The following is a 24,692-nucleotide window of genomic DNA, read 5'->3' as shown; positions in this document are numbered from 1 at the left end:
CTGGGGACCCGTGGGAGGCGAGTAAGTTCGGTACGGTGCGGTTGACCGAGTTCCAGGAACTGTTGCACACCGAGTTCGGTGTGGCCCGGGGCGACGCCCTGCTGTCCGACCACGTGATTCCCGCCTTGGGCGGACGCACCGGAGCCGACGCCATCGAGGCCGGGATCGATCCCCGCGATGTGTGGCGCGCGTTGTGCGCGGAGTTCGACGTGCCGAAGGCGCGCTGGTGAACGCGCCCGGCCGGGTCGAGCAGGACGACGGGCCGCTCTACCGTTTCGACGAGCGGCAGCGGATGATTCCGCACGACCCCGAGCGCCTCGCCGCCCGGGTGGCGCAGGCTCGCCCCGTCGATTTCGCGGAGTTCCGGCAGACCGGCATCGAGCTGATGTTGCTCGGTCGCTACGACGAGGCGCTGGATCACCTCGATCGCGCGCTGGAACTGGTGGACACCGAGCGACGCAGGATCACCGTGTGGATCAACCTCGGTGACGTCTACCGCTACCGCGGCGACGCGGGTACGGCCGAGACGCTCTACCGCCGCGCGGTCGAGCACGCGCGGGTGGCCGCGCCGGACGTGCTCTCGTTCGCGCTCCAGCATTTGGGCAAGGCGCTCGCCGAGCGGAATCAGCTGGCGGAGGCGCACGCGCTGCTGATGGAGGCGATGCGGCTGCGCCTCGCCGAAGGCGAACCCGAGGAGATCGAATCCACCCGCGACGCCCTGGACACTCTGGCTGAGCTGCCGATTCCGTTGCCGCCCACGATCGGCGCGCTGCTCGGCGAGGCGCCGACCTGGTCGGGCGAGCACGAAGGCATGAGCGGCGATGTGGTGTTGGTCAACGGCGCCTATTGGCTCAAACGCGGACCGAAGGCGGTCGCCGAGTACGAACGCCTGGATTGGTTGCGCGGCCGCGGGATTCGCTTGCCGGAGGTGGCGGCGTTCGAGGACGACGTGTTGCTGCTGGCCGACGCGAGCGCGCCGAGCCTGGCCGCTCGAGCGGGCTCCGACGCCGCGTATCCGGCCTCGATCGGCACCGTGCTCGGCTCGGTCTTGCGGCGGCTGCACAGCATTCCGGTCGACGAGTGCCCGTTCGACGGACGGCTCGACGTGGTCTTGGCGCAGGCGCGCCGCCACGTGATCGAAGACCTCGTGGATCCGGACGACTTCGACGACGACAATCGAGGCTCGACTCCGGCGCAGATCCTCGCGCGGCTGCTGGCGCAGCGCCCGGACCAGGAGGATCTAGTGGTCGCGCACGGTGATTTCACCCCTTCGAACGTGCTGGAAGGTGAGATCCTGCTCGATCTGGGCGCGCTCGGCGTCGCCGATCGCTACCGCGATCTGGCGATTGCCGTGCGCGATCTGCGCGAGGACTTCGGCGACGCCGAGGTGACCGTTTTCTTCGCGGCCTACGGCCTGGCCGAGCCGGACGAGAGCCGCCTGGAGTACTACCGCCTGCTCGACGAATTGTTCTGAGCCGCCGGCCTTCCGCGTCTCAAACCTTCCGCGCGTAGTGCCGGGCCGCTTTGGTGCGGTTGCCGCACGTGGCCATCGAGTGCCAGCGCCGGGTTCCGTTCTTCGAGGTGTCGTAGAAGAACAAGACGCACTCCGGGTGCGCGCACTGACGGATTCGGTCCGGCGCGGCGCGCAGCAACTCCAGCAGGTTGTCCGCGGCCAGCCAGGCGGGCAGCCAGGATTTCTCGGGGACCTCCACCAGATCGGCGGGCCCGGACTCGGTGAGTGCGCGCCGGATTCGGCCGTGCGCGAGCACCTCGTTGAGCGCGTCGTGGGAGGCGTGCACGACCACGTCGTAAACGGCCGTGCGGGCGGCCAGTACCGCGGCCAGCGTGGCCTCGTCGGCGCCGGCTCGATCGGCGAGGCCCGCGGACGCCAGCCAGATGCGCAGTCCGGCTACGTCGGTGAGCAGATCCTGCGGTCCGTGCTCGATCCACCGCGTGTTCAGCAGGTCGAGCGCCAGGGGTTCACCGAGGTGGGGGCGTGGATCGGGCATGCCCGAGGGTATCGAGTCCGCGTCGGTGGGCACGGCCACCACCTCCCTCTAACCAGTAAAATTGATTTCAATGGTTGACACGGTTGTCGCACCATCAGTATGTTCTAACCAATCAAACCGATAAAGACGGTTGAACATTCCGAGGAGGAATACCATGACCGCAGTCGCCGCACCGCCGCTCGTCACCGGGCACATCGGACTGAACGTCTCCGATCTCGATCGCTCGGTGGACTTCTATCGCCGCGCCCTCGGTTTCGAACAGCTCGCCGCGAGTGCCGACGCCGAGCGCCGCTGGGCCTTCCTCGGCGCGGACGGCAAGCTCGTCGTCACGCTGTGGGAGCAGAGCGACGGCACGTTCTCCGCCGAAACGCCCGGGCTGCACCATCTCTCGTTCCAGGTCGACACCATCGACCACGTGCGCGCGGTGGAGCGGGTGCTGCGCGAGTTGTCGGTCACTTTCGCCCACGACGGGGTGGTGGCGCACGGCGAGGGCGTGGCGTCCGGTGGGATCTTCTTCACCGACCCGGACGGCATTCGGCTCGAGGTCTACGCGCCCAGCGGCGCCGAATCCGCCCCTGCCCCCAGTGGCGCCGCCCCGACCTGCGGGTTCTTCTGATCTCTCGGCCGCGAAGCGACAGGAGAAGCGTGATGGAGCCGTTCCATGCCGGGGAGGTCGCCGTCCAGCGCCGGATGGGTCAAGCGCACATCGCCGAGCGGGTCGGGCGCATGATCCGCCCCGACATCCCCGCGGTCGCCGCCGGCTTCCTGGCCGAACAGCGGATGGTGGTGCTCGCCGCCGCCGACGCGACGGGCCGGCTGTGGGCGAGTGAGCTGGTCGGCCCGCCGGGATTCGTGCACGCCGTCGACGACCGGACGATCGTGGTCGGCGCCCGGCCCGCCGCGGCCGATCCGCTGCACGAGACGCTGACGCGCCACGCCGGCATCGGCATGATCGCCCTGCAACCGCAGCAGCGCAGGCGGATGCGGGTCAACGGCAGATCGACGCCGGAGGAAGCGGGCCTGCGCATCGTCACCGACCAGGTGTACTCGAACTGCCCGAAGTACATCTCGCGCCGGGATGTCGAGAACTACCTGCCGGAAGCCGGGGCGTCGACGGCCCGGCGCAGCGGCGAACTCGACCCCGGCCAGCAGGCCGCGGTGGCGGCGGCCGACACGTTCTTCGTCGCGACGGCCGACGCGGACGGCAACGCGGACGCCTCCCATCGCGGCGGGAATCCCGGCTTCCTGCAGGTGCTTTCGCCCACGCGGCTGCGCTGGCCGGACTACCGGGGCAATTCGATGTTCATGACGCTCGGCAACATCGAGGTGAATCCCCGGTGCGGAATTCTGATCCCGGATTGGGCCACCGGGGCGACCCTCCAGCTGACCGGCACCGCCGAACTGGTCTGGGCGCCGGAAACTTTCGCCACCGGCGCGCAGTGCTCCCTCGACTTCACCATCGAGGAAGTAGTCGAGCGGCGTGGGGGAGCGCTGCGCTGGGGAGCCGCCGAGCTCTCGCCCGTCAATCCGTGAAATCTGTCTATGAGAAGGGAGTCGCCCCATGCGACCTCCACTACCGCCATTCGACGCGGCATCGGCCAGGATCAAGGTGCAGGCCGCCGAAGACGCCTGGAATACCCGCGATCCCGAGCGCGTCGCCGCCGCGTATACCGAGGACTCGGTGTGGCGCAACCGCGACGAGTTCTTCACCGGCCGTGACGCCATCGTGGAGTTCTTGACCAGGAAGTGGTCCATCGAGAACGGATACACACTGCGCAAAGATCTGTGGGCATTCGAAGGGAACCGCATCGCGGTGCGTTTCCAGTACGAATGGCACGACGACTCGGGCCAGTGGTGGCGCAGCTACGGCAACGAGCAGTGGGAGTTCGCGCCGGACGGGCTGATGTCCCGGCGCGAGGCCAGCATCAACGACGTCCGGATCGAGGAGTCCGACCGGCGGATCCTCGGGCCGCGCGAGCCGGGTGACGAGTCGGTGCTGCCCCAGCGGTAGGGACGCCGGATGCCACCGCCGCATCGTCTGGTGCGGCGGTGGCGAGGCACCTTCGGTCGCTGTCGCGCCGAGCGGATCGCGGTAGGCGGCGACGACGTGCCGCTCGGCCCCGGCCGGGTCGACGTCGGCCCGCTGCCGGTGGGCTACGGCGTGCGCGGTGCGCTGTGGTTGCGCGTGCGTCCCGCCGACCTGGACGCAGTGGGGCGGGCGATGGCGGCGCATCCCGAGATCGTCTACGTGGCCGCCACCACGGGGTCGTTCACTCTGATGGCGTCGATCATCTGCCGCGACACCGCGCACCTGTACCGGTATGTCACCGAGCGGCTCGGCGCGCTGGACGGGATCACCGGCCTCGAGGTGGCGCCCTCGTTGCGGGTGTTCAAACAGGCCCAGACGCTGCTGGATACCGATCGGATCGCGCTGGTGCGGTGATCGCGCGGCGTTTGCCGAGAATGGCGCGGACGGTGCGGGGTGGCGGCGGGCGTGTCGCTTGACTCGAACACCTGTTCGTCTAGTCTTGTCGACAGAACTTGTCGGTGCCGGGCTCTACTGTAGGCGCCAACCACAGAACGAGACTCACCCGTCGAAAAGGGGATCAGGACATGGCACCACAGGCGTACGACCGGGACAAGGCGCTCGAGCTCGCGCTGGCCCAGGTGGAGAAGAGCTTCGGCAAGGGTGCCGTCATGCGCCTCGGCGAGGAGGCGCGCCAGCCCATCTCGGTGATCCCCACCGGTTCGATCGCGCTCGACGTCGCGCTGGGCATCGGCGGCCTGCCGCGCGGCCGCGTCGTCGAGATCTACGGTCCGGAATCCTCGGGTAAGACCACCGTCGCGCTGCACGCGGTGGCCAACGCGCAGGCCGCGGGCGGTGTGGCGGCCTTCATCGACGCCGAGCACGCGCTCGACCCCGACTACGCCCGCAAGCTCGGCGTCGATACCGACGCGCTGCTCGTCTCCCAGCCCGACACCGGTGAGCAGGCGCTGGAGATCGCCGACATGCTGGTGCGTTCCGGCGCCATCGACATCATCGTCATCGACTCGGTGGCCGCGCTGGTGCCGCGCGCGGAGATCGAGGGCGAGATGGGCGACAGCCACGTCGGTCTGCAGGCCCGCCTGATGAGCCAGGCGCTGCGGAAGATGACCAGCGCGCTGAACAACTCCGGCACCACCGCGATCTTCATCAACCAGCTGCGCGAGAAGATCGGCGTGATGTTCGGCTCGCCGGAGACCACCACCGGCGGTAAGGCGTTGAAGTTCTACGCGTCGGTGCGCCTGGACGTGCGCCGCATCGAGACGCTCAAGGACGGCAGTGACGCGGTGGGCAACCGTACCCGCGTGAAGGTCGTGAAGAACAAGGTCTCGCCGCCGTTCAAGCAGGCCGAGTTCGACATCCTCTACGGACACGGCATCTCCAAGGAGGGGTCGCTCATCGACATGGGCGTCGAGCAGGGCTTCATCCGCAAGTCCGGCTCCTGGTACACCTACGAGGGCGATCAGCTCGGTCAGGGCAAGGAGAACGCCCGCAAGTTCCTGCTGGAGAATGTCGACGTCCGCGACGAGATCGAGAAGAAGATCAAGGAGAAGCTCGGCATCGGCGCCGACGTGACGGCCGCCGACGCCACCGAGGTGCCCGCCGATTTCTGAGCCGATGCACGGCCGACGCTCGCCTGGGCAGGAGCCGGATGCTCCCGGGCAGCCGCGGCCGGACGCGGTGCGGGAGATGCGGCGCCGGCTGGAAGAACTCCTGGCCGCATCCGGCCGGTCGGCCGACGTCGGGCCCGGCGAGCAGGAACCCGAGCCGGTCCGGAGAGCCGAAGATGGTTCGGTTGCCCCGGACACCATGGGAACTCGGTCGAACGCGTCCGATCCGCAGCGGGCGCGTTCGACCGGGTCCCGTCGCGGTCGCCGGGCCGGGAGAGGATCCACGGGCCCGCGGTCGGTCGACTCCGGACGATCTGAAGACACCGCGTCGAATCCGGTGGCGGCCGGATCCGAAGGCGGGACGGTCGAGCAGGCGAAAGAGGTGTGTCTTCGCCTGCTCGCCGTCCGTGCTCGCAGCCGAGCCGAGCTGGCCCGGCGCCTGGCCGCCAAGGGGTACTCGCCCGAAGTGAGCGAACGGGCGCTCGATCGCCTGACCGAGATCGGCCTCGTCGACGACGCCGCTTTCGCCGAACAATGGGTGCACTCCCGCCACACCTTCTCCGGCAAAGGCAAGCAGGCGCTGGCTCAGGAACTCCGGCGCAAAGGCGTCGCCCAGTCGGATGCCGTACCCGCCCTCGCGGGGATCACCGCCGACGACGAGGAATCCCGCGCCGCCGAGCTGGTCCGCCGCAAGATGCGGTCCTTGCCGCGAGACCTGGACCGGGACAAGGCGATTCGCCGCCTCGTCGGCATGCTCGCCCGCCGCGGCTACGGCCAGTCCACGGCCTACCGCGTGGTCAAGGCGGCACTGGCCGACGAGGGCGTCGACAGCGATCTCATCGACCCCATCGACTGATGGTGCGACGAGCGGCCCAGTCGCAGACGGCAAACGGCGCGCCACGCACGCGCCCGGAAAGCGGCGGCATGGCCGGGATCGGGTTGTGCGCGTACCACTTTCGGACTGTGGGTCCAGTTTGTCCTTAAAAACACGGGCTAGCGGTCGGCCCTGGCGAGGCCGCCCACGATCAGGTCGGTCAGCGCGTTGATCGCGTCGGCAACGGTGATCCGCTCTCGGTGCAGCTCGGCGGCAATGGCCTCGGCCGCACCCAGTACGCCGACGCAACGCAGTCGAAGCGCTTCGAGCGTGAGGCTGGAGTGCGGCCGCAGTGCGGCGGCCATGGACTAGGGGCGTCCCGCTCACAACCGCGCTCCACGCTGGTCGGCGTGCGGGATGCGGATAAAGGATCGGTGTCGACCGCTGTGGCGGCGGGGCCGTCTGTTCAGGTTGCCGCTGCTAGCGGAATCTCGGGCGACTGCGGCGTTTTCGGTTGGTTTGCTGGTTATCGGTGCTCGGACAGCCGATCGGGGCCCGGCCCGCGGCGGTCGAGGTCTTGACCCGTCGTGCCGCCGCCGCGGACGTACAACGCCGAGCAGGATTCGGGTGCGGCATCGTCGGTCTACACCTCGCCGGTGTCGGCGACCAGACCGGCGGCCTCGATGCCCGCCACCGCCGCGCGTTCGTCCTCGAGGGACGTGGCGGCGCCGGTGGAACCCACCGCACCCAGCAGCCTGCCTGCGGAGTCCCGGATGAAGACGCCGCCGGGCACGTCGAGGATGCGCCCCTCGGCGAGCGCGGCGACCGAGGTGAAGAAGGTCGGCGCGGCCGCGGCACGGCGGGCGATCTCCCGATTGGAGACGCCCAAGCCGAGTACGCCCCACGCCTTCGCGATCGCGATCTGCGGGCGCAGGATGCCGGAGCCGTCCTGACGTTGCAGCGCGACGAGGTGGCCGCCGGGGTCGAGCACCGCGACGGTGAGCGGGTCGAACCCTTGTGCCGCGCCGAATGCCAGCGCCTCAGTAATGATGAGCGTCGCGCGTTCCAGCGTGATCGTGCTCGTGGTGATCGTCATTCCGTACTCCTGTGTCGAGAACCTTCGGATTGCGTTGGCTGTAGGCCAGCGCCGCGAGCACGAGCCCCGCACCGGCGACCTGTAGCCCGGTGATGCGCTCGGTGCCGGTCGTGACGGCGAACACCGCCGCCGCGACCGGCACCGCGAACATGAAGACCATCGTCTGCGCCGACCCCACCCGGTGGACGCCCCAATACCACGCCACCAGCCCGTACACGGTCACGGCCAGCACGGAGAACGCCAGCGAAATCACTGTCAGCCCGGACAGTCCTGCCCACGTCGTCTCCGGGGCCGCTTCGCGCGCCACCACGTGCCCCGCTCGCGAGAGGGTGATGGCCGTCGGAAGCAGGACGGTGGCGCCGATCGCCGACGCCCATGCTGTCACTCGGAGGGGGCTGTGGTCGGTCAGCAATGGGCGTGTGACGACGGGGTAGGCGCCCCACAGCGCGGCCGCCGCCAGTGCGGACAGATCGCCGAGGGCGCGGTGGGGTGCGGAATGGTTCGTGTCGCGGCCGAGGAGCACCAGGACGACGCCGAGCATCGCCACGGTGGCGCCGATCAGCACGGCGCCGCCGACCCGCTCACCGGCCAGCCGAGCGAACAGCGCGGTCCAGAAGGGAGACAGCGCGATCAGGATGGCGGACTCGGTGACCGTGGTGAGGGTCACGGCGGCGCTGAAGGTCAGCTGATAGGCCACGATGCCGATCGCGGCCGACAGCGCGAGACGCGGCCACCAGCGGCGGGCGATGGTGGGGCGGCCTTCCAGGGCCAGCACGAGCAACAGCAGCAGCGGCGCCGCCGCGGCGAAGCGGATCGCGTTGTAGGTCACCACGTCCAACTCGCGCAGACCCCAGCCGGTGACGGTGTAACTGGCACCCCACACGGCGCTGACCGAGGCGAGCAGCCAGGTGGCGCGGTCAAGCCGCACGCGACACGCTCACCTGATCCAGCACCTGGCGCACGGACTCCAGCGCCGATTGCAGCGCGCCTTGGATCCAGGCGTGCGCGACCGAGAGGTGTTCGCCGGCGAAGAACACCCGCGGTGCCGGGTGGGGATGCGGCGCACCGATGCCCGCGAGATAGCGTCCGTGCTGTCCGGGCGCCAGGTAGGCGAACGCGCCACCGCCGATACCTACCTGCTCGTCCCAGGTCCAGTGCACGACGTCGTCCACCGCGGCGGCGAGACCGGGGTGCAGCTGTTCCAGCGAGGCGAGCACGACCCTGGTGCGGTCGTTTTCGGGCAGCGCCGCGAATCGCCTGGCGTTGTTCTCCCACAGGTAGGCGGCGGTGAGCACGGCCGGGGCATGCGAGCGGTCGGGATCCAGCGCCGCCCAGCGGGATGTGCCGGGCACCGGCTCGGCGTTGTTCGACGGATACCACACCTGCTGGATGGGGAGATCCGTGAAGCTGCCGCCGCCGAAGATGCCGTCTACATGCTCCCAGCGCCGCTCGCTCACGTGCACGAGCGTTTTGGTGCTGCTGGCGTAGCTGATTCCGCGGATCGCCTGCCGCTGGTGTGCCGGCAGCGCGGGGTGGATGTCGATCTGGTCCAGGCCGGGCGCGGGTATCGCGCAGACCACGAAGTCGACCTCGTCGGCGAGCGGAGCGCCGTGCCGCTCGCCCCGCAGCCGCACGCCATCGGCGGTGACGTGCAGTCCGGTGATGCGAGTGGCCAGCCGGAGGCTGCCCGGGCGCAGCGCGTCGGTGAAACCGCGGATGAGCGCGTCGGTTCCGTCCACCAGCTCCAGTTGGTCGACATTGAACAGTCCGAAGTAGTCGACCAGCACTTCCAGCAGCGAGGCGTGTTCGTAGTGCAGCAGCCCGCTGGCGTGCCCGATCAGGTCCCAGGCGTCCGGCGAGAGACGCTGGCTGGCGAACTGCCACAGCGAGGTGGCGGCGAGCCGGTCCAGTTCGGGATCGGCCACGTCACCGGCCAGCAGCGCTTTGCGCCGATGGTCGCCGAGCCCGTGCCAGGCGTCGCGCAGCAACTGTTCGAGCACCAGCAGCGGGTCGGTTCGCTCGGCCTCGCGCAATTGATAGGCGGTCAGCACCTCGCCCACCCGCGACCTGCGGACCCGCCGTCCGCGCAGCAGGTAGTACGCGTCCGGATTCGCGTTGACGAAAGGCCGTGTGGCCAAGCCGAACTCGTCGACATAGTGCAATGTGCACCGGTGATTGCCCGGGATACGCATCGCCCCGAGCTCGCCGTGGGTGCCGTCCCAGAACCGCCAGGTGCGCACCCGTCCGCCGGGCCGCGCGGTGCGCTCGTACACGGTGACCTCGAGGCCGTGCCGTTGCAGCTCGTAGGCGGCGGCCAGGCCACTGGCGCCCGCGCCGATCACGGCGACACGCGCGGGGCCCGGGTACCCGGGGCGGCGCAACTCGCCGGGGAACGCGAAAGTCTCGTCGAAAAGGCGGTCAGAGGTACGGCTGGTCATCGATCATCAACTCCCCGTCGGCATGAAGCACTGATGACCGTCTCACCGGTCGGCTACCGGGGATCGGGTGTCTGCCTACGAGATTGGCGGGCAGCCGCCGACGGGGCGAGTGTTGCGCTCAGCTCGAGCGCAACACATCAGTGCGGCAAGCCGTTCGATGGCGCGGGCGGCCGCAGCTGGTCGGCGTACCGCTCGGCCACATACTGCCCTGCTTCCAGCGCCGAGATATACAGCGACACATAATTTTTGCGTGCCGCCAGCGCGACGACCGGCCATTCGCCCGTTTCCTTCATGCTCTTGGTCCGGTACGGCATCATCCCGTACCCCAGCATGGGCGCACCCATGCCCGTGATGAGTACCGGTTCGAAAGTCGGTGCGCTGGACCGGATCACCGTGTCCAGCGCACGCAACTCCGCGGCTCGCTCACCCGCCGCGGCGAGGTACTGCTCGAACTCCCGCTCCTCGAGACTCACGGTTTCGTGCCGATGTCGACGCCGGGCGCCGCGTCGGTGATGATGGAGTCCGCGGCGACGACGGCGCCTGCGCCCTTCCCGCGCTTGCGTGCCCGCAGTCGCTGTTCCAGCTTGGTCGCCACCTGGGTCAGCGCGCTGTTGAGCGCGATCATGATGACCGCGATGACCATCAGCGCCGGGACGGTGTTCTGCTCGGCCGCGCCGAGCTGCTGGCCCGAGCGCACGATTTCGACGTAGGTGATCTGGTAACCCAGTGCGGAGTCCTTGAGCGCGACCACCATCTGCGAGACCAGCGCGGGCAGCATCGCCGTGATCGCCTGCGGCAACAGCACCAAGCGCATCAGCTGGCCTTTGCGCATGCCCAGCGCGACGGCCGCCTCGGTCTGCCCCTTCGGCAGTGAGCGGATGCCCGCCCGGACGATCTCCGCGATGACCGAGCCGTTGTAGATGGTCAGCGCGGTGACCACCGCGGCGAGCGCGAGGTCGTCGGACTTGAACAGGTCGTAGTCGGAGTACACGGCGAACAGGAAGATCATCAGGATCAGCACCGGGATGGCGCGTGCCACCTCGACGACCGCACCCGCCACCCAGCGCACCGCCCGATGGTCCGACATCCGCAGCACGCCGAAGATCATGCCGAGGATCAAGGCGAGGACGATCGACAGCAGCGCGGCGACGATCGTTCCGCGCAGACCGGGCAGCAGGTAGGTCGACCAGACCTCGGCTTCCAGGAACGGCTTCCACTTCTCGGCGGTGAACTGTCCCTTGTCGGCGAATCCGCGGTAGAGCACCCACACCGCCGCGGCCACGGCGACCGCGACCAGGACCGAGAAGAGATGGTTGCGCAGCCTCGCTTTCGGGCCCGGCGCGTCGAACAGTACCGAAGCACCTGAGCTCATCGGGCCACCTCGTAACGCTTGGCCAGCCAGCCGAAGAACAGGCCGGTCGGCAGGGTCAGGATCACGAAGCCGAGCGCGAAGATCGCGCCGATCGCCAGCACGGCGGCCTCGGTCTCGGTCATCTCCGCCATCAGGGTCGCGGCCTCGGCGACGCCGATGGCCGAGGCGATGGTGGAGTTCTTGGTCAGCGCGATCAGCACGCTGCCCAGCGGCGCGATGACCGAGCGAAAGGCCTGCGGCAACACGACCAGCCGCAGGTTCTGCAGGAAGCCGAAGCCGAGCGAGCGGCCCGCCTCGGACTGCCCCATCGGCACGGTGTTGATGCCCGCGCGCAGCGATTCGCAGACGAAGGCCGCGGTGTAGATGCTCAGGCCGATGACCGCGAAGCGGAAGTTGTTCTGCGCCAGCGAATCCGGGCCCTCACCCGCGAGCCGCCAGCCCATCGTGGTGTAGAGGCCCAGCGACATGAACACGATGATCAGCGTGAGCGGGGTGTTGCGGAAGATGGTGACGTAGGCGGTGCCGACCCAGCGCGCCACCGGCACGGGAGACACCCGCAGCGCGGCGACGACGGTGCCCAGGATCAGTGCGCCGATCGCCGACAGCACGGTCAGCTGGATGGTCACCCAGAAGGCTTCGAGGATTTCGGTGTCGTACCTCGAGATCAGGTCGAACACGACGGACGCGTCCCTCCGATCGGGTTTCGATGGTCAGGGGAAGTGCGGCGGGCGGCCCGGCCCGGTCGGGGCCGGGCCACCCGTGCTCGGGAAGAACTCAGTACCGGTTCACCGTCGGCGGCTGCGGGGCCTGGTAGCCCGAGACGCCCACGGTCGAGTCGAACGCCTTCTTCCAGGAGCCGTCGGCGATCATCGCCTCGATCGCGTCGTTGATCTTGTCGCGCAGTTCCTTGTCGCCCTTCTTCAACCCGATGCCGTAGTTCTCCGTGGTGAACGGCTTGCCGACCACCTTGAACGCGCCGGTGCTCTGCGCGGCGTAGCCGGCCAGGATGATGTCGTCGGTGGTCACCGCGTCCCACGAACCCGCGCGCAGGCCCTCCAGGCACAGCGAATAGGTGTCGTTGGCCTGCAACTGGGTGTCGGGGAAGTTCTTGCTGATGTTCTGCGCCGGGGTGGAGCCCTTCACCGAGCAGACCTTCTTGCCCTTCAGGTCGTCGGGGCCGTTGATGGTGTTGTTGTCGGCGCGCACCAGCAGCGACTGACCGGCGATGTAGTACGGACCGGCGAAGTCGACCTTCTCCTTGCGCTGGTCGTTGATCGAGTAGGTGGCGACGATGTAGTCGACCTGGCCGTTCTCGATCAGCGTCTCGCGCTGGCCGGAGGGGGATTCCTTGAACGTGATGCCCTCGGGCTGCACGCCGAGCTTGCCCGCGACGTACTTGGCCACCTCGACGTCGAAACCGCTGTAGGAGCCATCCTTGTTCCGCAGACCCATACCCGGCTGGTCGAACTTGATGCCGACGGTCAGTTTGCCGTCCTTGGCGTGGTCAAGGGCGGATTTGTCGTCGCCGCCGCCACAGCCGGTGGCGGTCGCGGCGGCGAGTGCCAGGGCGATCGCCCCGACACCGATTCGCAGGGCACGGTTGATCCTCATCGAGTTTTCCTTCTCCCTCTCGTGGATGTTGCTGTCCGCTGTGTCCGGCAGGTCAGTGGCTCAAAATCTTGCCCAGGAAGTCCTTGGCGCGCTCGGACTTCGGGGCGGTGAAGAAGACATCCGGCGGCGCGTCCTCCACCACCTGGCCGTCGGCCATGAACAGCACCCGGTTTCCGGCGCGGCGGGCGAACCCCATCTCATGGGTGACGACCAGCATGGTCATCCCGTCCTTGGCCAGCGACACCATCACCTCGAGCACCTCGTTGACCATTTCCGGGTCCAGTGCCGAGGTCGGCTCGTCGAACAGCATCACCTTCGGGTTCATGGCCAGCGCCCGGGCGATCGCGACGCGCTGCTGCTGCCCGCCGGAGAGCTGGGCCGGGTATTTCTCGGCCTGATTGGCGATGCCGACCCGTTCGAGCAATTCCATGGCGCGGGTGCGGGCGGCGTCCTTCTTGATCTTGCGGACCTTGATCGGCGCGAGCATGACGTTCTCCACGATCGTCTTGTGCGCGAACAAGTTGAACGACTGGAACACCATGCCGACATCGGCGCGCAGCGCGGCCAGCGCGCGGCCCTCGGCGGGCAGCGGGACGCCATCGATGGCGATGTCGCCGGAGTCGATGGGTTCCAGGCGGTTGATGGTGCGGCACAGCGTCGACTTACCGGAACCCGAGGGGCCCAGAACGATGACGACCTGTCCTTTGGGGACCTCGAGGTTGATGTCCTGGAGCACGTGCAGGTCGCCGAAGTGTTTGTCCACATTGCGCATCGAGATCATCGGCGGCGCGCTGGTGGCGGCGCTGACGGCCCCGGCAGGAGCGTCCCCGGTCGTGTCGGGGATGGCGGCGTCATCGGTCATGGTCAAGACCTTAAGCAAAAAACAGGGATTTGCCCGGGTTTCGGCGACACACCGTCTCGCCACGCCGATTCGACACCTCGGCGTAACCCGGCGGCCCATGCCCGGGGTGAGGCGAAGATTTGCCCGAGAGCCTGCGCCGATGCCAGCGAAACCCGCCGGACGCGGCCCCGTACCCTGGATGGGTGGATTCGATCGGACAGGCAGTGTTGACTCCCGCGCCCGCCGAGGGCACAGCACGCAGTTACGAGGTCCGCACCTTCGGTTGCCAGATGAACGTGCACGATTCCGAACGGTTGTCGGGCCTGCTGGAGGACGCGGGATACGTGAAGGCCGCGCCCGGCGCGACGGCCGATCTCGTCGTGTTCAACACCTGCGCGGTGCGCGAGAACGCCGACAACAAGCTCTACGGCACGCTCGGCCACCTGGCGCCGATCAAGGCGGGCCGACCCGGCATGCAGATCGCCGTCGGCGGCTGCCTGGCGCAGAAGGACCGCGACGTCGTGGTGCGCAAAGCGCCGTGGGTGGATGTGGTCTTCGGCACGCACAACATCGGCTCGCTGCCGGTGCTGCTGGAGCGGGCGCGGCACAACCGGGAAGCCCAGGTGGAGATCCTGGAGTCGCTGGAGGCGTTCCCGTCCACGCTGCCCGCCAAGCGGGAATCGGCCTACGCGGGCTGGGTTTCCATCTCGGTCGGCTGCAACAACACTTGCACCTTCTGCATCGTGCCCGCCTTGCGTGGCAAGGAGGTCGACCGCCGCCCCGGTGACGTGCTCGCCGAGGTGCAGGCGCTGGTCGACCAAGGCGTGCTCGAGGTGACCTTGCTCGGCCAGAACGTCAACTCCTATGGCGCCTCGTTCGCAGACCCGGCCGAGCCGCGCGACCGCGGCGCGTTCGCCAAGCTGCTGCGCGCGTGCGGAACCATCGACGGCTTGGAGCGGGTTCGCTTCACCTCGCCGCACCCGGCCGAGTTCACCGACGACGTGATCGAGGCGATGGCCGACACCCCGAACATCTGCCCGCAGCTGCACATGCCGTTGCAGTCCGGTTCGGACCGGGTGCTCAAGGCCATGCGGCGCTCCTACCGCAAGGCCCGCTACCTGGGGATCATCGACAAGGTGCGTGCCGCGATGCCGCATGCGGCGATCACCACCGACATCATCGTCGGCTTCCCCGGCGAAACCGAAGAGGACTTCCAGGAAACCCTGGACGTGGTCCGCCGTGCGCGCTTCACCAGCGCGTACACCTTCCAGTACTCCAAGCGGCCCGGCACGCCCGCCGCCGACATGCCCGATCAGCTGCCCAAAGCCGTCGTGCAGGAGCGCTACGACCGGCTGATCGCAGTGCAGGAGGAGATCTCCCTGGCCGCCAACCAGGAGCTGATCGGCACCGAGGTGGAGCTGCTCGTCGCCGAGGGGGCGGGTAAGAAGAACGCCGCGACCGCCAGGATGAGCGGCCGCGCCCGCGACGGCAGACTGGTGCACTTCCGTCCCGGCGACACCGCGGAGCGGATCCGTCCCGGCGATCTGGTCACTGTCGACATCACTGGCGCCGCGCCGCATCATCTGCTCGCCGACGCCGCGGTCAAGACCCATCGCCGCACCCGCGCCGGTGACGCGCACGAGCGCGGTGTCACGCCGAAGACCGAGCCCATCGGCGTGGGTCTCGGCCTGCCGCGCATCGGCGCGCCCGCTCCCGAACCGGCGGCCGCGGGCTGCTCGACCGGCTGCGGAGCATGACCACCAGGCCGGACGACGAAGGCGACGCGCGCGGCGCCGACGGCATCGAGCCCGCGTCCGGCGACGATGAGCGCGGCGCGTCCGCGGAGACCCCGCGGCAGTCCGCCAGCGCCACCGGCGACGACGAACGAAACGAGGATTCAGTGAGCTCGGTCGAGAGCACCAACGACTTCGAACAATTCCGGGACGATCTGGACGCCGTCGAGCGCAGGATCGCCGGGGAGATCGACCCGGGCGTCCGCGCCATGGTCGTGGCGGGAGCGGTGTTCCTGCTGCTGGTGTCGCTGGTCCTGCCGCACGCGGGCGCGGCACGCGGTTTCGACGTGCTGTTGAACACCGAGGTCGCGGGCATCGAGCACATCGGTCTGCCCTCGCGGGTCTTCGTATGGTTCGTCGCGGTCTTCGGCATCGGATTCTCGACGCTGGCGCTGATGACCCGCCGCTGGGTGCTGGCCTGGATCGCCGTCGCAGGCAGCGCCGTCGCCAGCGTGTTCGGCGTCCTCTCGATCTGGCACCGCCAGACCCCCGGGCTGGGGAACTACGTCGGCGCCGGCCCCGGTATCGGCCTGATCCTCGGCGCGATCGTGACCATCGTGCTCACTTTCCATTGGGTGCGCGTGGTGTGGAGCCGTACCGCGCTGCACTTGGCCGCCGAAGAGCAGCGGCGCAACGCCGCAGCGGCCGCGGAGGAACGCGACCGCCGCCGCCTCAGCGGCGAATCCTGACCAGACTTCGCGCGACGACAGCGGCCCCTCCGATCGGAGGGGCCGCTGTCCGTTCGATCGGGGCCGGTATCCAGCCTGATACGCGCCGCCAGACGTAGTCCGTCATCGGCTGCCCGTGCAGAGCGGGGTTCGGGGCAGTCGCTGGTGCGCCGGGCTGAGCGGGGCTCGGGGCAGTCGCTGGTGCGCCGGGCTGAGCGGGGCTCGAGGTAGCCGCTGGTGCGCCGGGTGAGCGGGCTAGAGGTAGCCGCTCATGCGCCGGGCCGAGCGAAGGTGGGGCAGCCGCCTAGCGGTTGCTGACCGCGCCTTCGGCGGCCTCGGCCCACTCGCGCCACTGCTTGGCCTGCTCCAGTGCCTTCTCCGCGTCGCGGGCATTACCCGCGGCCTGCGCCTTGGCGGCCTGCTCCTCGAATTGCGCCACCCGCTCGCGGAACTGCGCGGCGCGTGCCACCGCCTCCGGGTCGGTGCGCCGCCACTGCGCGTCGGCGGCGTCGCGGACGCGCTTCTCGATGGCGCGCAGCTTGCCCTCCAGTTCCTGCATGCGCTCGCGCGGCACCTTGCCGATGGCGTCCCATTTTTCCTGGAGTTCGCGCAGCGCGCTGCGGGCGGCGTCCAGGCCGGCGGACGGGTCGATGTGCGCGTAGGCCTTCAGCAGTTCCTCCTTGGCCGCCGCGTTCTGCTCGAACTCGGCGTCGCGCTCGGAGACCGCGGCGTTGCGCGCGGCGAAGAACACGTCCTGTGCGCTCTTGAAGCGCCGCCACAGCGCCTCGTCGGCCTCGCGCGGCGCCCGCCCGGCGGCCTTCCACTCGGCGAGCAGGTCACGGAAGATGCCCGCGGTGGTCACCCAGTCGGTGGAGCTGGACAGCTCCTCGGCTCGCACGCACAGTTCCTCCTTGCGTGTCTTCGCGGCGGCGCGCTCGCGATCCAGTTCGGCGAAGTGCGCGCCGCGACGGCGGTTGAACGCCTCGCGTGCCTTGGAGTAGCGCTTCCACAGCGCGTCGTCGACCTTGCGGTCCACTCCCCGGATGGACTTCCACTCCTCGAGGATCTCGCGCAGCCGATCGCCCGCGGCCTTCCACTGGGTGGACTCGGCGGCGATCTTCTCGGCTTCGGCGGCCAGCGCCTCCTTGCGCTCGGTGTGCTCGTGGCGGGCGCGCTCTTTCTCTTCCTTCGCGTGCGCGGCCGCTTCCTCGGAGTGCTCGGCGATGGCCTGCAGGCGCCGGGCCAGGCCCTCGATGTCTCCGATGACGGCGGCGGTCGGCAACGATTCGGCCAGCGCCATGGCGGCGGCCTTGGTCTTGCGGGCGTCCGCGCCCGCCGCCAGCCTGGCCTCCAGCAGGGCGACCTCGGTGGCCAGGTCGTCGAATCGGCGGCCGAAGTGGGCCAGGCCCTCGGCGGCGTCGCCGGCCTGCCAGGAGCCGACTTGGCGTTCGCCCTCGGCGGTCTTCACCCACGCGGTGCCGTCCTCGTCGACCCGGCCCCACTGGCTGGGATCGGAGACGGTGGGCACGACGACGGGGTGCGGGTGTTGCTGGGCCGGGCCCGGGGCGGGTTTGACCGCGTGCGGCTTGGGCGGTTGAACCGAGCTACCGGGTTTCGGGGCACCGGAAGAGCGCGGCATCTTGCCGGGGCTGGCTTTCGCGGTTCCGTTGCTGTCGGTCATTTTTCCTCGTCCCTGCCGCGCGTCACGGCTGCCTGGTTACGCCCTAGCTCATCCCATTCAACCCGGTCCGAGCCCTTGTGACCATCGATCCTTGCCTTCCCGCGGAGGAAATCCCGGGGATTCCAACCCCTGATGACCTGGGTTGTAGCTCCTCGAACACTATCAATCCCGGGCCTGTTTCCGGCAGAGACACTCGAAGCCGGGCGGGCTCGGTGGTCTCGGCAACGACTACGGTTACGACGTGTTCTCCATCGCCGCTCTCGTTCCCTCGCCGCCCGTCCTGGTGCCCGAGCTGTGCGGCGGCGTGGCGGACGTGGCGGGCACGGGCGAACCGGACCCGCGCGCCGTGTTGCGGGCGGCGGTACTCGACACCGTGCGCGCCTTCGCGTCGGTGACCGACCAGTGGATGGTGGTCGGTTCGGGCGCATCCGAAGCGTGCTTCGGTCCAGCTTCTGTCGGCACGTTCCGCGGGTTCGGCGCCGACGTGCGAGTCGGTTTCTCCGCCGCGGCGGTCGCCGGCGCGGAGCCGGCGGATCCGGAACTGCCGCTGGCAGTGCTGATCGCGGGGTGGCTGCGCGGGCAGGTCGCGCCCGGCGCCGTCGCCGAGGCGCGCATCGTGGCGGCGGAGGCGCCGCCGGAGCATTGCGGCGAGCTCGGGGCGAAGCTGCGCGCCGAGCTCGACGGCGCCGCCACGCGGCGCGGCGTGCTGGTGGTCGCCGACGGCGCGGCGACACTGTCCACCAAGGCGCCCGGCTACCTCGACGACCGTGCCCGCACCGTGCAGGCCGGGCTCGATCGTGCTCTGACCGCGGGTGACCGCGCCGCGCTCCGGGCACTCGATCCGGCGTTGTGCGCTGAACTATCCCTCGCGGGGCGCCCCGCCTACCAGGTGCTGGCCGGGCTGTTCCGCGCCGATCCGGTGGTCGAGACCCGCTACCGCGACGCGCCCTTCGGCGTCGGCTATCACGCGAGTCTGTGGCGCCCCGCGGGAGGCGATGCCGCGTGACGGATTCCGGCATCACTCCCATCGCGGTCGTCGGCCCCACCGCCACAGGCAAATCCGACCTCGCCCTGGACCTGGCCGAACGGCTCGGCGGCGAGATCGTGAACATCGACGCGATGCAGCTCTACCGCGGCATGGACGTCGGCACCGCGAAGCTGCCGGTCGAGCAGCGGCGCGGCATCCCGCACCACCAGCTCGACGTGCTCGAGGTGACCGACACCGCGTCGGTGGCCGCCTACCAGGCGGCGGCCAGCGCGGACGTCGAGGCGATCATGCGACGCGAGCATGTGCCGGTCATCGTGGGCGGTTCGATGATGTACGTCCAAGCGCTGCTGGACCAGTGGGACTTCCCGGCCACCGATCCGGCCGTGCGGGCGCGCTGGGAAGCGGTGCTCGCCGAGCGCGGTGTCGCGGCGGTGCACGCCGCGCTGCGCGAGGCGGATCCCGCGGCCGCGGCCACCATCCTGCCCACCGACGGGCGGCGCATGGTGCGCGCGCTCGAGGTCGTGGAACTCACCGGACGGCCGTTCGCCGCCTCGGCGCCGACGATCGGGCAGCCGCGCTGGAACACGGTCATCATCGGCGTGGACCGGGAGACCGCGGCACTGGACGCGCGGATCGAGCGGCGCACCGCGGCGATGTTCGCGGGCGGGTTGGTCGAGGAGGTGCGTGGCCTGATCGAGCGCGGTCTGCGCGAGGGCGTCACGGCCCGGCGCGCCATCGGCTACGCACAAGTCCTGGCCTACCTGGACAACGAATACGACCTGAGCCACGCGCAGGAGCGCACGCTGATCGGCACCCGGCGCTACGTGCGCAGGCAGCGCTCCTGGTTCCGGCGCGATCCCCGGGTGCGGTGGGTGGACGGCGCCGCCCCCGATCTGGTGGCCGCCGCGCTGGCCCAGCTCGACGAGAAAGAGAAAGAACGGACTCCGCAGTGACCCGACGTGTGACCACGCGCAACGCCTCCGTCCAGGTGTGGCAGGCCTATCTGAACAACCGCACCAAGCGTCATCGGGACGGCCGGTTCCTGGTGCAGGGAGTCCGTCCGATCACCCAGGCCGTGGCCGCCGGTTGGCCGCTGGAGACGCTGCTGTACCGCCTCGGCGGCACGGAGCTGTCGAGCTGGGCGCGCGAGTTGCTGGACACCAGCGCGGTCCCGCAGGTCGGGCTGGTGCCCGAGCTGATGGCCGAGCTCGGCGAAAAGTCCGGCGGCATACCGGAACTGGTGGCGGTCGCGATGTCGCGGCAGCCGGAGCTGGAGACCTTCGAGCCGGGCGAGCCGGGGGAGGACGCGCCGGTGGTCGTGGTGTTCGACCGCCCCAACTCGCCGGGCAATCTGGGCACGCTGATCCGCTCGGCCGACGCCTTCGGCGCCAGCGGCGTCATCGTCACCGGGCACGGCGCCGATCACTACGACCCGCAGGCCGTTCGCGCCTCGACGGGTTCGCTGTTCGCCGTGCCGGTGATCCGCGCCGCCGGGCCCGCGCAGGTGCTCGAGTTCCGCAACCGGCAGGTGCGTCGCGGCATCCCGACCCGGATCGTCGGCACCGACGAGCAAGGCCATCGCGCCGCCTACGATTACGACTTCACCGACGCGACAATTCTGGTCGTCGGCAACGAGACCAGCGGGATGAGCGCGGCCTGGCAGGCGGCCTGTGACGATATGGTGCACATTCCGATGGGTGGCACGGCCAGTTCGCTGGGTGCGCCCTCGGCCGCGGCGGTCGCACTCTACGAAATTTCCCGGCAGCGCCGCACGTTTGCCAAGTGACGACGAGAGAGGGAGACCGCGCACGTGCCGGATATCGAGTTCACCAAGGGCCACGGCACCCAGAACGATTTCGTGGTGCTGCCGGACCCGCACGCCGAACTGGCGCTGACTCCGGCGCAGGTCGGCGCGCTGTGTGATCGCCAGCGCGGGCTCGGCGCCGACGGCGTGCTGCGGGTCGCGCGCGCCGGTGCGCTGGAGGCCGCGGGTGTGCTCGCGCGGCTCCCGGAGGGCGTCGGGCCCGAGGACTGGTTCATGGACTACCGCAACGCCGACGGGTCGGTCGCCGAGATGTGCGGCAACGGCGTGCGCGTCTTCGCCCACTACCTCGCGGCCTCGGGCCTGGAAACCCGCGACAGCTACGTCGTCGGCAGCCGAGCCGGGGCGCGTCCGGTCACCGTGCACGCCGGGGACGCGGTCACCGGCGACGTCACCGTCGGCATGGGGCCGGTGCGCGAACTCGGCGAGTCCACCGCGACCATCGGGGGCTGGGCGCTGTCCGGGCTGGGCATCGACGTCGGTAACCCGCACCTGGCCTGCGTCGATCCCGCGATGTCCATGGAGGCGCTGGCCAAGCTCGACCTGAGTGTGCCGCCCGGCTTCGACCCCGACCTGTTCCCGCACGGGGTGAACGTCGAGATCGTCACCGCGCTGGACGCCGAACGCTCGGTCGACATGCGGGTCTACGAGCGCGGCGTCGGCGAAACGCGTTCCTGCGGAACCGGCACGGTCGCCGCCGCCGCCGCGGCGCTGGCCGCCGACGGTTTCCGGATCGCCGAGGACACCGGCCGGGTGACCGTCCGGGTGACCGGCGGGGAGGTGATCGTGGGACTGGAGCGCGGCTCGGCGTGGCTGCGCGGGCCGTCGGTCCTGGTCGCCAGCGGCCGTCTGGCCGGATCGTGGTGGAACGGTCTGTGAGCCGCAGCCCGCTCGCACTCCTGCTGGCGGTGCGGTAACAGACTGCCGCCGACCACCCCGCCGCACCCCGGGCGCGACCGGCGCCGGTGGTTTCTGGCGGGTGGCGGTGCCCCGCTGCGCGAGGCGCGCGGATAACCGGGTGCGTGCTGCGGTGATGTCGTGGCAGCATGGATGGTGTATGACGAAATCCGAGAAGTATGAATTCACCCCGGCGGCCGCGCGTGATCGCTCCGCCGAGACCTCCGACGACGCTGTGACCGGCGCGGACGCCGTGACCGGTGACGTCGTCGCCGAGCACGCCGCCCGCATGCGGCGCTCGGGCTGGTCGGCCGATCCGACCGTGGGTGAGCTCCAGCTCGACGAACGCAGCTCGCTGCGGCGCGTGGCGGGGCTGTCCACCGAGCTCACCGACATCACCGAGGTCGAGTACCGGCAGCTGCGCCTGGAGCGCGTCGTGCTGGTCGGCGTCTGGACCGCGGGAACCGCCGCGCAGGCGGAGGCGAGCATGTCCGAGCTGGCGGCGCTGGCCGAGACGGCGGGCTCACAGGTGCTGGAGGCGCTGATCCAGCGTCGCGACCGGCCCGACCCGGCCACCTACATCGGCTCCGGCAAGGCCGACGAGCTGCGCACCGTGGTGCTGGAAACCGGCGCCGACACCGTGATCTGCGACGGCGAGCTGACCCCGGCGCAGCTGACCGCGCTGGAGAAGGTCGTCAAGGTGAAGGTGGTCGACCGGACCGCGCTGATCCTGGACATCTTCGCCCAGCACGCCACCTCCCGCGAGGGCAAGGCGCAGGTCTCGCTGGCCCAGATGGAGTACATGCTGCCGCGGCTGCGCGGTTGGGGTGAGTCCATGTCCCGGCAGGCCGGTGGCCGTGCGGGCAGCAACGGCGGCGTGGGTCTGCGTGGCCCCGGTGAGACCAAGATCGAAACCGATCGCCGGCGGATCCGCGAGCGGATGGCGAAACTGCGCCGCGAGATCCGGGAGATGAAGACCGCGCGCGACACCATGCGGGCGCGGCGCACGTCCAGCGGCATCCCGTCGGTGGCGATCGTCGGCTACACCAACGCGGGCAAGTCGAGCCTGATGAACGCCCTCACCGGCTCCGGAGTGCTGGTGCAGGACGCGCTGTTCGCCACCCTCGACCCGACCACACGCCGTGCCGAGCTCGACGACGGCCGCGAGGTCGTCTTCACCGACACCGTCGGCTTCGTCCGTCACCTGCCGACCCAGCTGGTCGAGGCGTTCCGCTCCACGCTGGAGGAGGTGACCGGCGCCGACCTGCTGCTGCACGTGGTGGACGGCTCCGACGCGCTGCCCGCTGAGCAGATCAAGGCCGTGCGCGAGGTGATCACGGACGTGATCAAGGAATCCGGCACGCCGCCCCCGCCGGAACTGCTGGTGGTCAACAAGATCGACGCGATCGCTCCGGCCGACATCACCCACCTGCGCGCACTGTTGCCGGACGCGTCGTTCGTCTCCGTGCACCGCGGGCTGGGCATCGACGCGCTGCGGGAGCGGCTCGCCGAGATGCTCGGCGGACTGGACGTGGACGTCAGTGTATTGCTGCCGTATACGCGCGGCGACCTGCTGGCGCGCATTCACGCCGACGGCCACATCGTGAGTTCCGAGCATGAGGAGGGCGGCACGCGGGTTCGAGCGCGCGTTCCGCACGCCCTCGCCGCCGCGTTGTCCGAATACGCGCATGCGGGCACGGACGGTGCGCCGGAGACCGGCGAGCACGTCTCCGCGTAAACATGCGGGTCCGGCGGTGTCGTCCGTTCTCTACGACGACACCACCGGCGCGCCGATCGCGATGATCAACTGCGCCAGGGTCGGCGCGCAGCGCACTCTGGCGGTGTCGGCGTCGAGCGTCGGTCGGTGACTTCCGCTGTGGTGTGGGCGTATTCACATCGGACCAATCCGCCGCGGCTGTCCGACCGCCGATGACGTGCTAATTCGTCATGCGCTCCCCGGTGCGACTGGTGAGCCGGTGAACCGACCACACCGGGCGTGTCCCGGCCTGACGCGCACATTCGATGCGACGCAGTCGATTTCGTTGCGCTATTGTCATCGAATCGACATCAGGAGGGTTCATGTCGGACGCCCGCTCCGGTTCGGGTACTCGCCATCCCGGCGCCGCGGACAGCGTTGATCCGGTACTCAGCGACGGTGCGCCGCTGTCGGTTTCGCTGACCGACACCGATCTGCGGTTGATCGACACCCTGCTCGCGCCACTGCGCGCGTGGACCAGCCCGCGCTTCTACGGCTTGGAGAACATCCCCGCCGAGGGACCGGTGCTGCTGGTCGGCAACCACAATCTGCTGGGTGGCATCGACGCCCCGATGCTGCTGCCCGAAGTGCTGCGCCGCCGCGGCCGCCTCATCCGCGGACTCGCGGAGAACGTGCTGATCAACGTGCCCGGCGTGCGTCACCTGCTGCACTACTTCGGCACGGTGCGCGGGACCAGGTCCAACTGCCTGACCCTGCTCGCCCGTGGCGAGGCCGTCATGGTGTTCCCCGGTGGCGGTCGCGAGGCGGTGCGCCGCAAGAACGAGAAGTACGTGCTGAAGTGGGAGGGACGCAGCGGTTTCGCGCACATGGCGATCGAGGCGGGCGCCCCGATCGTCCCGGTCGCGATGATCGGCGTCGACGACGCCTACGACATCGTGGTCGACGGCGACCATCCGCTCCTGCGCCCGCTGCGCTGGACCGTGGAGGCACTCGGGCTCAACCGTGAGCTCACCCCTCCGCTGATCCGTGGCGTCGGCCCCACCGTCATCCCGCGGCCGGAGCGTTTCTACTTCTCCGCGGGCGCGCCGATCGACCCGGCGCCCTGGCGCGGAGCCAGCGATAAGCATGCGGCCGCAACGGAATTCCGTGACGTGGTGCGCAAGGCACTGGAGGAGGAGATGAACTTCCTCTTCGCCGAACGGGAACGAGACCAAGGCCGCACCCTGGTGGGCCGTTTGCGCAGTTGGCTGAAACGCTGACGGCTCCTGCGAGTTTCGGCATTCGCACCGAT

27 protein-coding genes are annotated in these 24,692 nt (G+C 69.8%); 16 read left to right on the top strand and 11 right to left on the bottom strand.

Translation table 11 applies throughout. From position 1 onward, the window contains the following. The first annotated feature begins 35 nt into the window (after positions 1-35). On the top strand, positions 36-230 hold the full coding sequence (locus ACWPXK_RS16370; RefSeq protein ID WP_454196960.1) for a DUF3046 domain-containing protein: 195 nt from the start codon (positions 36-38) through the stop codon (positions 228-230). Then, positions 227-1,474 (top strand): phosphotransferase, encoded by a 1,248-nt coding sequence (locus tag ACWPXK_RS16365; protein ID WP_454196959.1) that lies wholly within the window; start codon positions 227-229, stop codon positions 1,472-1,474. The genes ACWPXK_RS16370 and ACWPXK_RS16365 overlap by 4 nt, the downstream gene beginning before the upstream one ends. 19 nt (positions 1,475-1,493) lie before the next feature. On the opposite strand, the gene ACWPXK_RS16360 is transcribed toward ACWPXK_RS16365, so the two are convergent. Further along, positions 1,494-2,009, bottom strand: a complete 516-nt coding sequence (locus tag ACWPXK_RS16360) for a CGNR zinc finger domain-containing protein (RefSeq protein WP_454197062.1) — start codon at positions 2,007-2,009, stop codon at positions 1,494-1,496. Between the two features lie 154 nt (positions 2,010-2,163). Between ACWPXK_RS16360 and ACWPXK_RS16355 the strand changes: the two genes are divergently transcribed. The 6 genes from ACWPXK_RS16355 (at position 2,164) to recX (ending at position 6,519) form a co-directional block, all read left to right on the top strand. After that, positions 2,164-2,625 (top strand): VOC family protein, encoded by a 462-nt coding sequence (locus ACWPXK_RS16355; protein WP_454196958.1) that lies wholly within the window; start codon positions 2,164-2,166, stop codon positions 2,623-2,625. 32 nt (positions 2,626-2,657) lie between these two features. Beyond that, entirely contained in the window at positions 2,658-3,542 is an 885-nt protein-coding gene (locus tag ACWPXK_RS16350) for a pyridoxamine 5'-phosphate oxidase family protein (RefSeq protein ID WP_454196957.1), read from the top strand. Between the two features lie 28 nt (positions 3,543-3,570). Then, positions 3,571-4,020: a nuclear transport factor 2 family protein gene (locus ACWPXK_RS16345; RefSeq protein ID WP_454196956.1), complete on the top strand. Its 450-nt coding sequence runs from the start codon at positions 3,571-3,573 to the stop codon at positions 4,018-4,020. Positions 4,021-4,029: 9 nt separating this feature from the next. After that, positions 4,030-4,452: an Lrp/AsnC family transcriptional regulator gene (locus ACWPXK_RS16340; RefSeq protein ID WP_454196955.1), complete on the top strand. Its 423-nt coding sequence runs from the start codon at positions 4,030-4,032 to the stop codon at positions 4,450-4,452. 170 nt (positions 4,453-4,622) lie between these two features. After that, complete coding sequence (gene recA, locus ACWPXK_RS16335) at positions 4,623-5,666, top strand: recombinase RecA (RefSeq protein ID WP_454196954.1); 1,044 nt, start codon at positions 4,623-4,625, stop codon at positions 5,664-5,666. Positions 5,667-5,862: 196 nt separating this feature from the next. Next, positions 5,863-6,519 carry a recombination regulator RecX gene (gene recX, locus ACWPXK_RS16330; RefSeq protein WP_454197061.1) on the top strand — a complete coding sequence of 219 codons (657 nt, stop codon included), beginning with the start codon at positions 5,863-5,865 and terminating at the stop codon, positions 6,517-6,519. Positions 6,520-6,656: 137 nt separating this feature from the next. Here the strand turns inward: recX and ACWPXK_RS16325 are convergent, their stop codons facing one another. The 9 genes from ACWPXK_RS16325 to ACWPXK_RS16285 form a co-directional block, all read right to left on the bottom strand. Continuing rightward, complete coding sequence (locus ACWPXK_RS16325) at positions 6,657-6,842, bottom strand: hypothetical protein (protein WP_454196953.1); 186 nt, start codon at positions 6,840-6,842, stop codon at positions 6,657-6,659. Positions 6,843-7,120: 278 nt separating this feature from the next. After that, complete coding sequence (locus ACWPXK_RS16320) at positions 7,121-7,573, bottom strand: GlcG/HbpS family heme-binding protein (protein WP_454196952.1); 453 nt, start codon at positions 7,571-7,573, stop codon at positions 7,121-7,123. Then, entirely contained in the window at positions 7,518-8,501 is a 984-nt protein-coding gene (locus ACWPXK_RS16315; protein WP_454196951.1) for a DMT family transporter, read from the bottom strand. The genes ACWPXK_RS16320 and ACWPXK_RS16315 overlap by 56 nt, the downstream gene beginning before the upstream one ends. Next, the gene (locus ACWPXK_RS16310; protein ID WP_454196950.1) at positions 8,491-10,011 is read right to left on the bottom strand and encodes a flavin monoamine oxidase family protein; all 1,521 of its coding nucleotides are present in this window, start codon (positions 10,009-10,011) and stop codon (positions 8,491-8,493) included. The genes ACWPXK_RS16315 and ACWPXK_RS16310 overlap by 11 nt, the downstream gene beginning before the upstream one ends. A gap of 137 nt (positions 10,012-10,148) precedes the next feature. Further along, positions 10,149-10,484 (bottom strand): hypothetical protein, encoded by a 336-nt coding sequence (locus tag ACWPXK_RS16305; protein WP_454196949.1) that lies wholly within the window; start codon positions 10,482-10,484, stop codon positions 10,149-10,151. Further along, the gene (locus ACWPXK_RS16300; RefSeq protein ID WP_454196948.1) at positions 10,481-11,383 is read right to left on the bottom strand and encodes an amino acid ABC transporter permease; all 903 of its coding nucleotides are present in this window, start codon (positions 11,381-11,383) and stop codon (positions 10,481-10,483) included. The genes ACWPXK_RS16305 and ACWPXK_RS16300 overlap by 4 nt, the downstream gene beginning before the upstream one ends. Beyond that, positions 11,380-12,060 carry an amino acid ABC transporter permease gene (locus ACWPXK_RS16295; protein WP_364326035.1) on the bottom strand — a complete coding sequence of 227 codons (681 nt, stop codon included), beginning with the start codon at positions 12,058-12,060 and terminating at the stop codon, positions 11,380-11,382. Before ACWPXK_RS16295 ends, ACWPXK_RS16300 begins: the two co-directional genes overlap by 4 nt. A gap of 97 nt (positions 12,061-12,157) precedes the next feature. Beyond that, positions 12,158-12,994, bottom strand: coding sequence for a glutamate ABC transporter substrate-binding protein (locus tag ACWPXK_RS16290; RefSeq protein WP_454196947.1), 837 nt, complete (start codon positions 12,992-12,994; stop codon positions 12,158-12,160). A gap of 52 nt (positions 12,995-13,046) precedes the next feature. After that, positions 13,047-13,775, bottom strand: coding sequence for an amino acid ABC transporter ATP-binding protein (locus ACWPXK_RS16285; RefSeq protein WP_454197060.1), 729 nt, complete (start codon positions 13,773-13,775; stop codon positions 13,047-13,049). Between the two features lie 263 nt (positions 13,776-14,038). On the opposite strand from ACWPXK_RS16285, the gene miaB reads away from it, so the two are divergent. Together miaB and ACWPXK_RS16275 are read left to right on the top strand one after the other, a co-directional pair. Next, positions 14,039-15,592, top strand: a complete 1,554-nt coding sequence (gene miaB / locus ACWPXK_RS16280; protein WP_454196946.1) for a tRNA (N6-isopentenyl adenosine(37)-C2)-methylthiotransferase MiaB — start codon at positions 14,039-14,041, stop codon at positions 15,590-15,592. Beyond that, complete coding sequence (locus ACWPXK_RS16275; protein ID WP_454196945.1) at positions 15,589-16,317, top strand: Rv2732c family membrane protein; 729 nt, start codon at positions 15,589-15,591, stop codon at positions 16,315-16,317. The genes miaB and ACWPXK_RS16275 overlap by 4 nt, the downstream gene beginning before the upstream one ends. A gap of 283 nt (positions 16,318-16,600) precedes the next feature. On the opposite strand, the gene ACWPXK_RS16270 is transcribed toward ACWPXK_RS16275, so the two are convergent. Further along, positions 16,601-17,977 carry a DUF349 domain-containing protein gene (locus tag ACWPXK_RS16270; protein ID WP_454196944.1) on the bottom strand — a complete coding sequence of 459 codons (1,377 nt, stop codon included), beginning with the start codon at positions 17,975-17,977 and terminating at the stop codon, positions 16,601-16,603. 241 nt (positions 17,978-18,218) lie between these two features. Between ACWPXK_RS16270 and ACWPXK_RS16265 the strand changes: the two genes are divergently transcribed. From ACWPXK_RS16265 to ACWPXK_RS16240, 6 genes are all read left to right on the top strand, one after another. After that, entirely contained in the window at positions 18,219-18,983 is a 765-nt protein-coding gene (locus ACWPXK_RS16265) for a hypothetical protein (RefSeq protein WP_454196943.1), read from the top strand. Then, the gene (gene miaA / locus ACWPXK_RS16260) at positions 18,980-19,918 is read left to right on the top strand and encodes a tRNA (adenosine(37)-N6)-dimethylallyltransferase MiaA (RefSeq protein WP_454196942.1); all 939 of its coding nucleotides are present in this window, start codon (positions 18,980-18,982) and stop codon (positions 19,916-19,918) included. Before ACWPXK_RS16265 ends, miaA begins: the two co-directional genes overlap by 4 nt. Next, entirely contained in the window at positions 19,915-20,751 is an 837-nt protein-coding gene (locus ACWPXK_RS16255; protein ID WP_454196941.1) for a TrmH family RNA methyltransferase, read from the top strand. The genes miaA and ACWPXK_RS16255 overlap by 4 nt, the downstream gene beginning before the upstream one ends. Positions 20,752-20,784: 33 nt before the next feature. Then, the gene (dapF, locus tag ACWPXK_RS16250) at positions 20,785-21,666 is read left to right on the top strand and encodes a diaminopimelate epimerase (protein ID WP_454197059.1); all 882 of its coding nucleotides are present in this window, start codon (positions 20,785-20,787) and stop codon (positions 21,664-21,666) included. Between the two features lie 307 nt (positions 21,667-21,973). Beyond that, positions 21,974-23,422 carry a GTPase HflX gene (hflX, locus tag ACWPXK_RS16245; RefSeq protein ID WP_454197058.1) on the top strand — a complete coding sequence of 483 codons (1,449 nt, stop codon included), beginning with the start codon at positions 21,974-21,976 and terminating at the stop codon, positions 23,420-23,422. Between the two features lie 341 nt (positions 23,423-23,763). After that, on the top strand, positions 23,764-24,660 hold the full coding sequence (locus ACWPXK_RS16240) for a lysophospholipid acyltransferase family protein (RefSeq protein ID WP_454196940.1): 897 nt from the start codon (positions 23,764-23,766) through the stop codon (positions 24,658-24,660). Positions 24,661-24,692: the final 32 nt, after the last annotated feature.

The sequence above is a fragment of the Nocardia sp. Marseille-Q1738 genome (assembly GCF_965283145.1).
The sequence above is the reverse complement of the archived record's forward strand: the minus strand, read 5'-3'. Positions and strand labels throughout refer to the sequence as shown.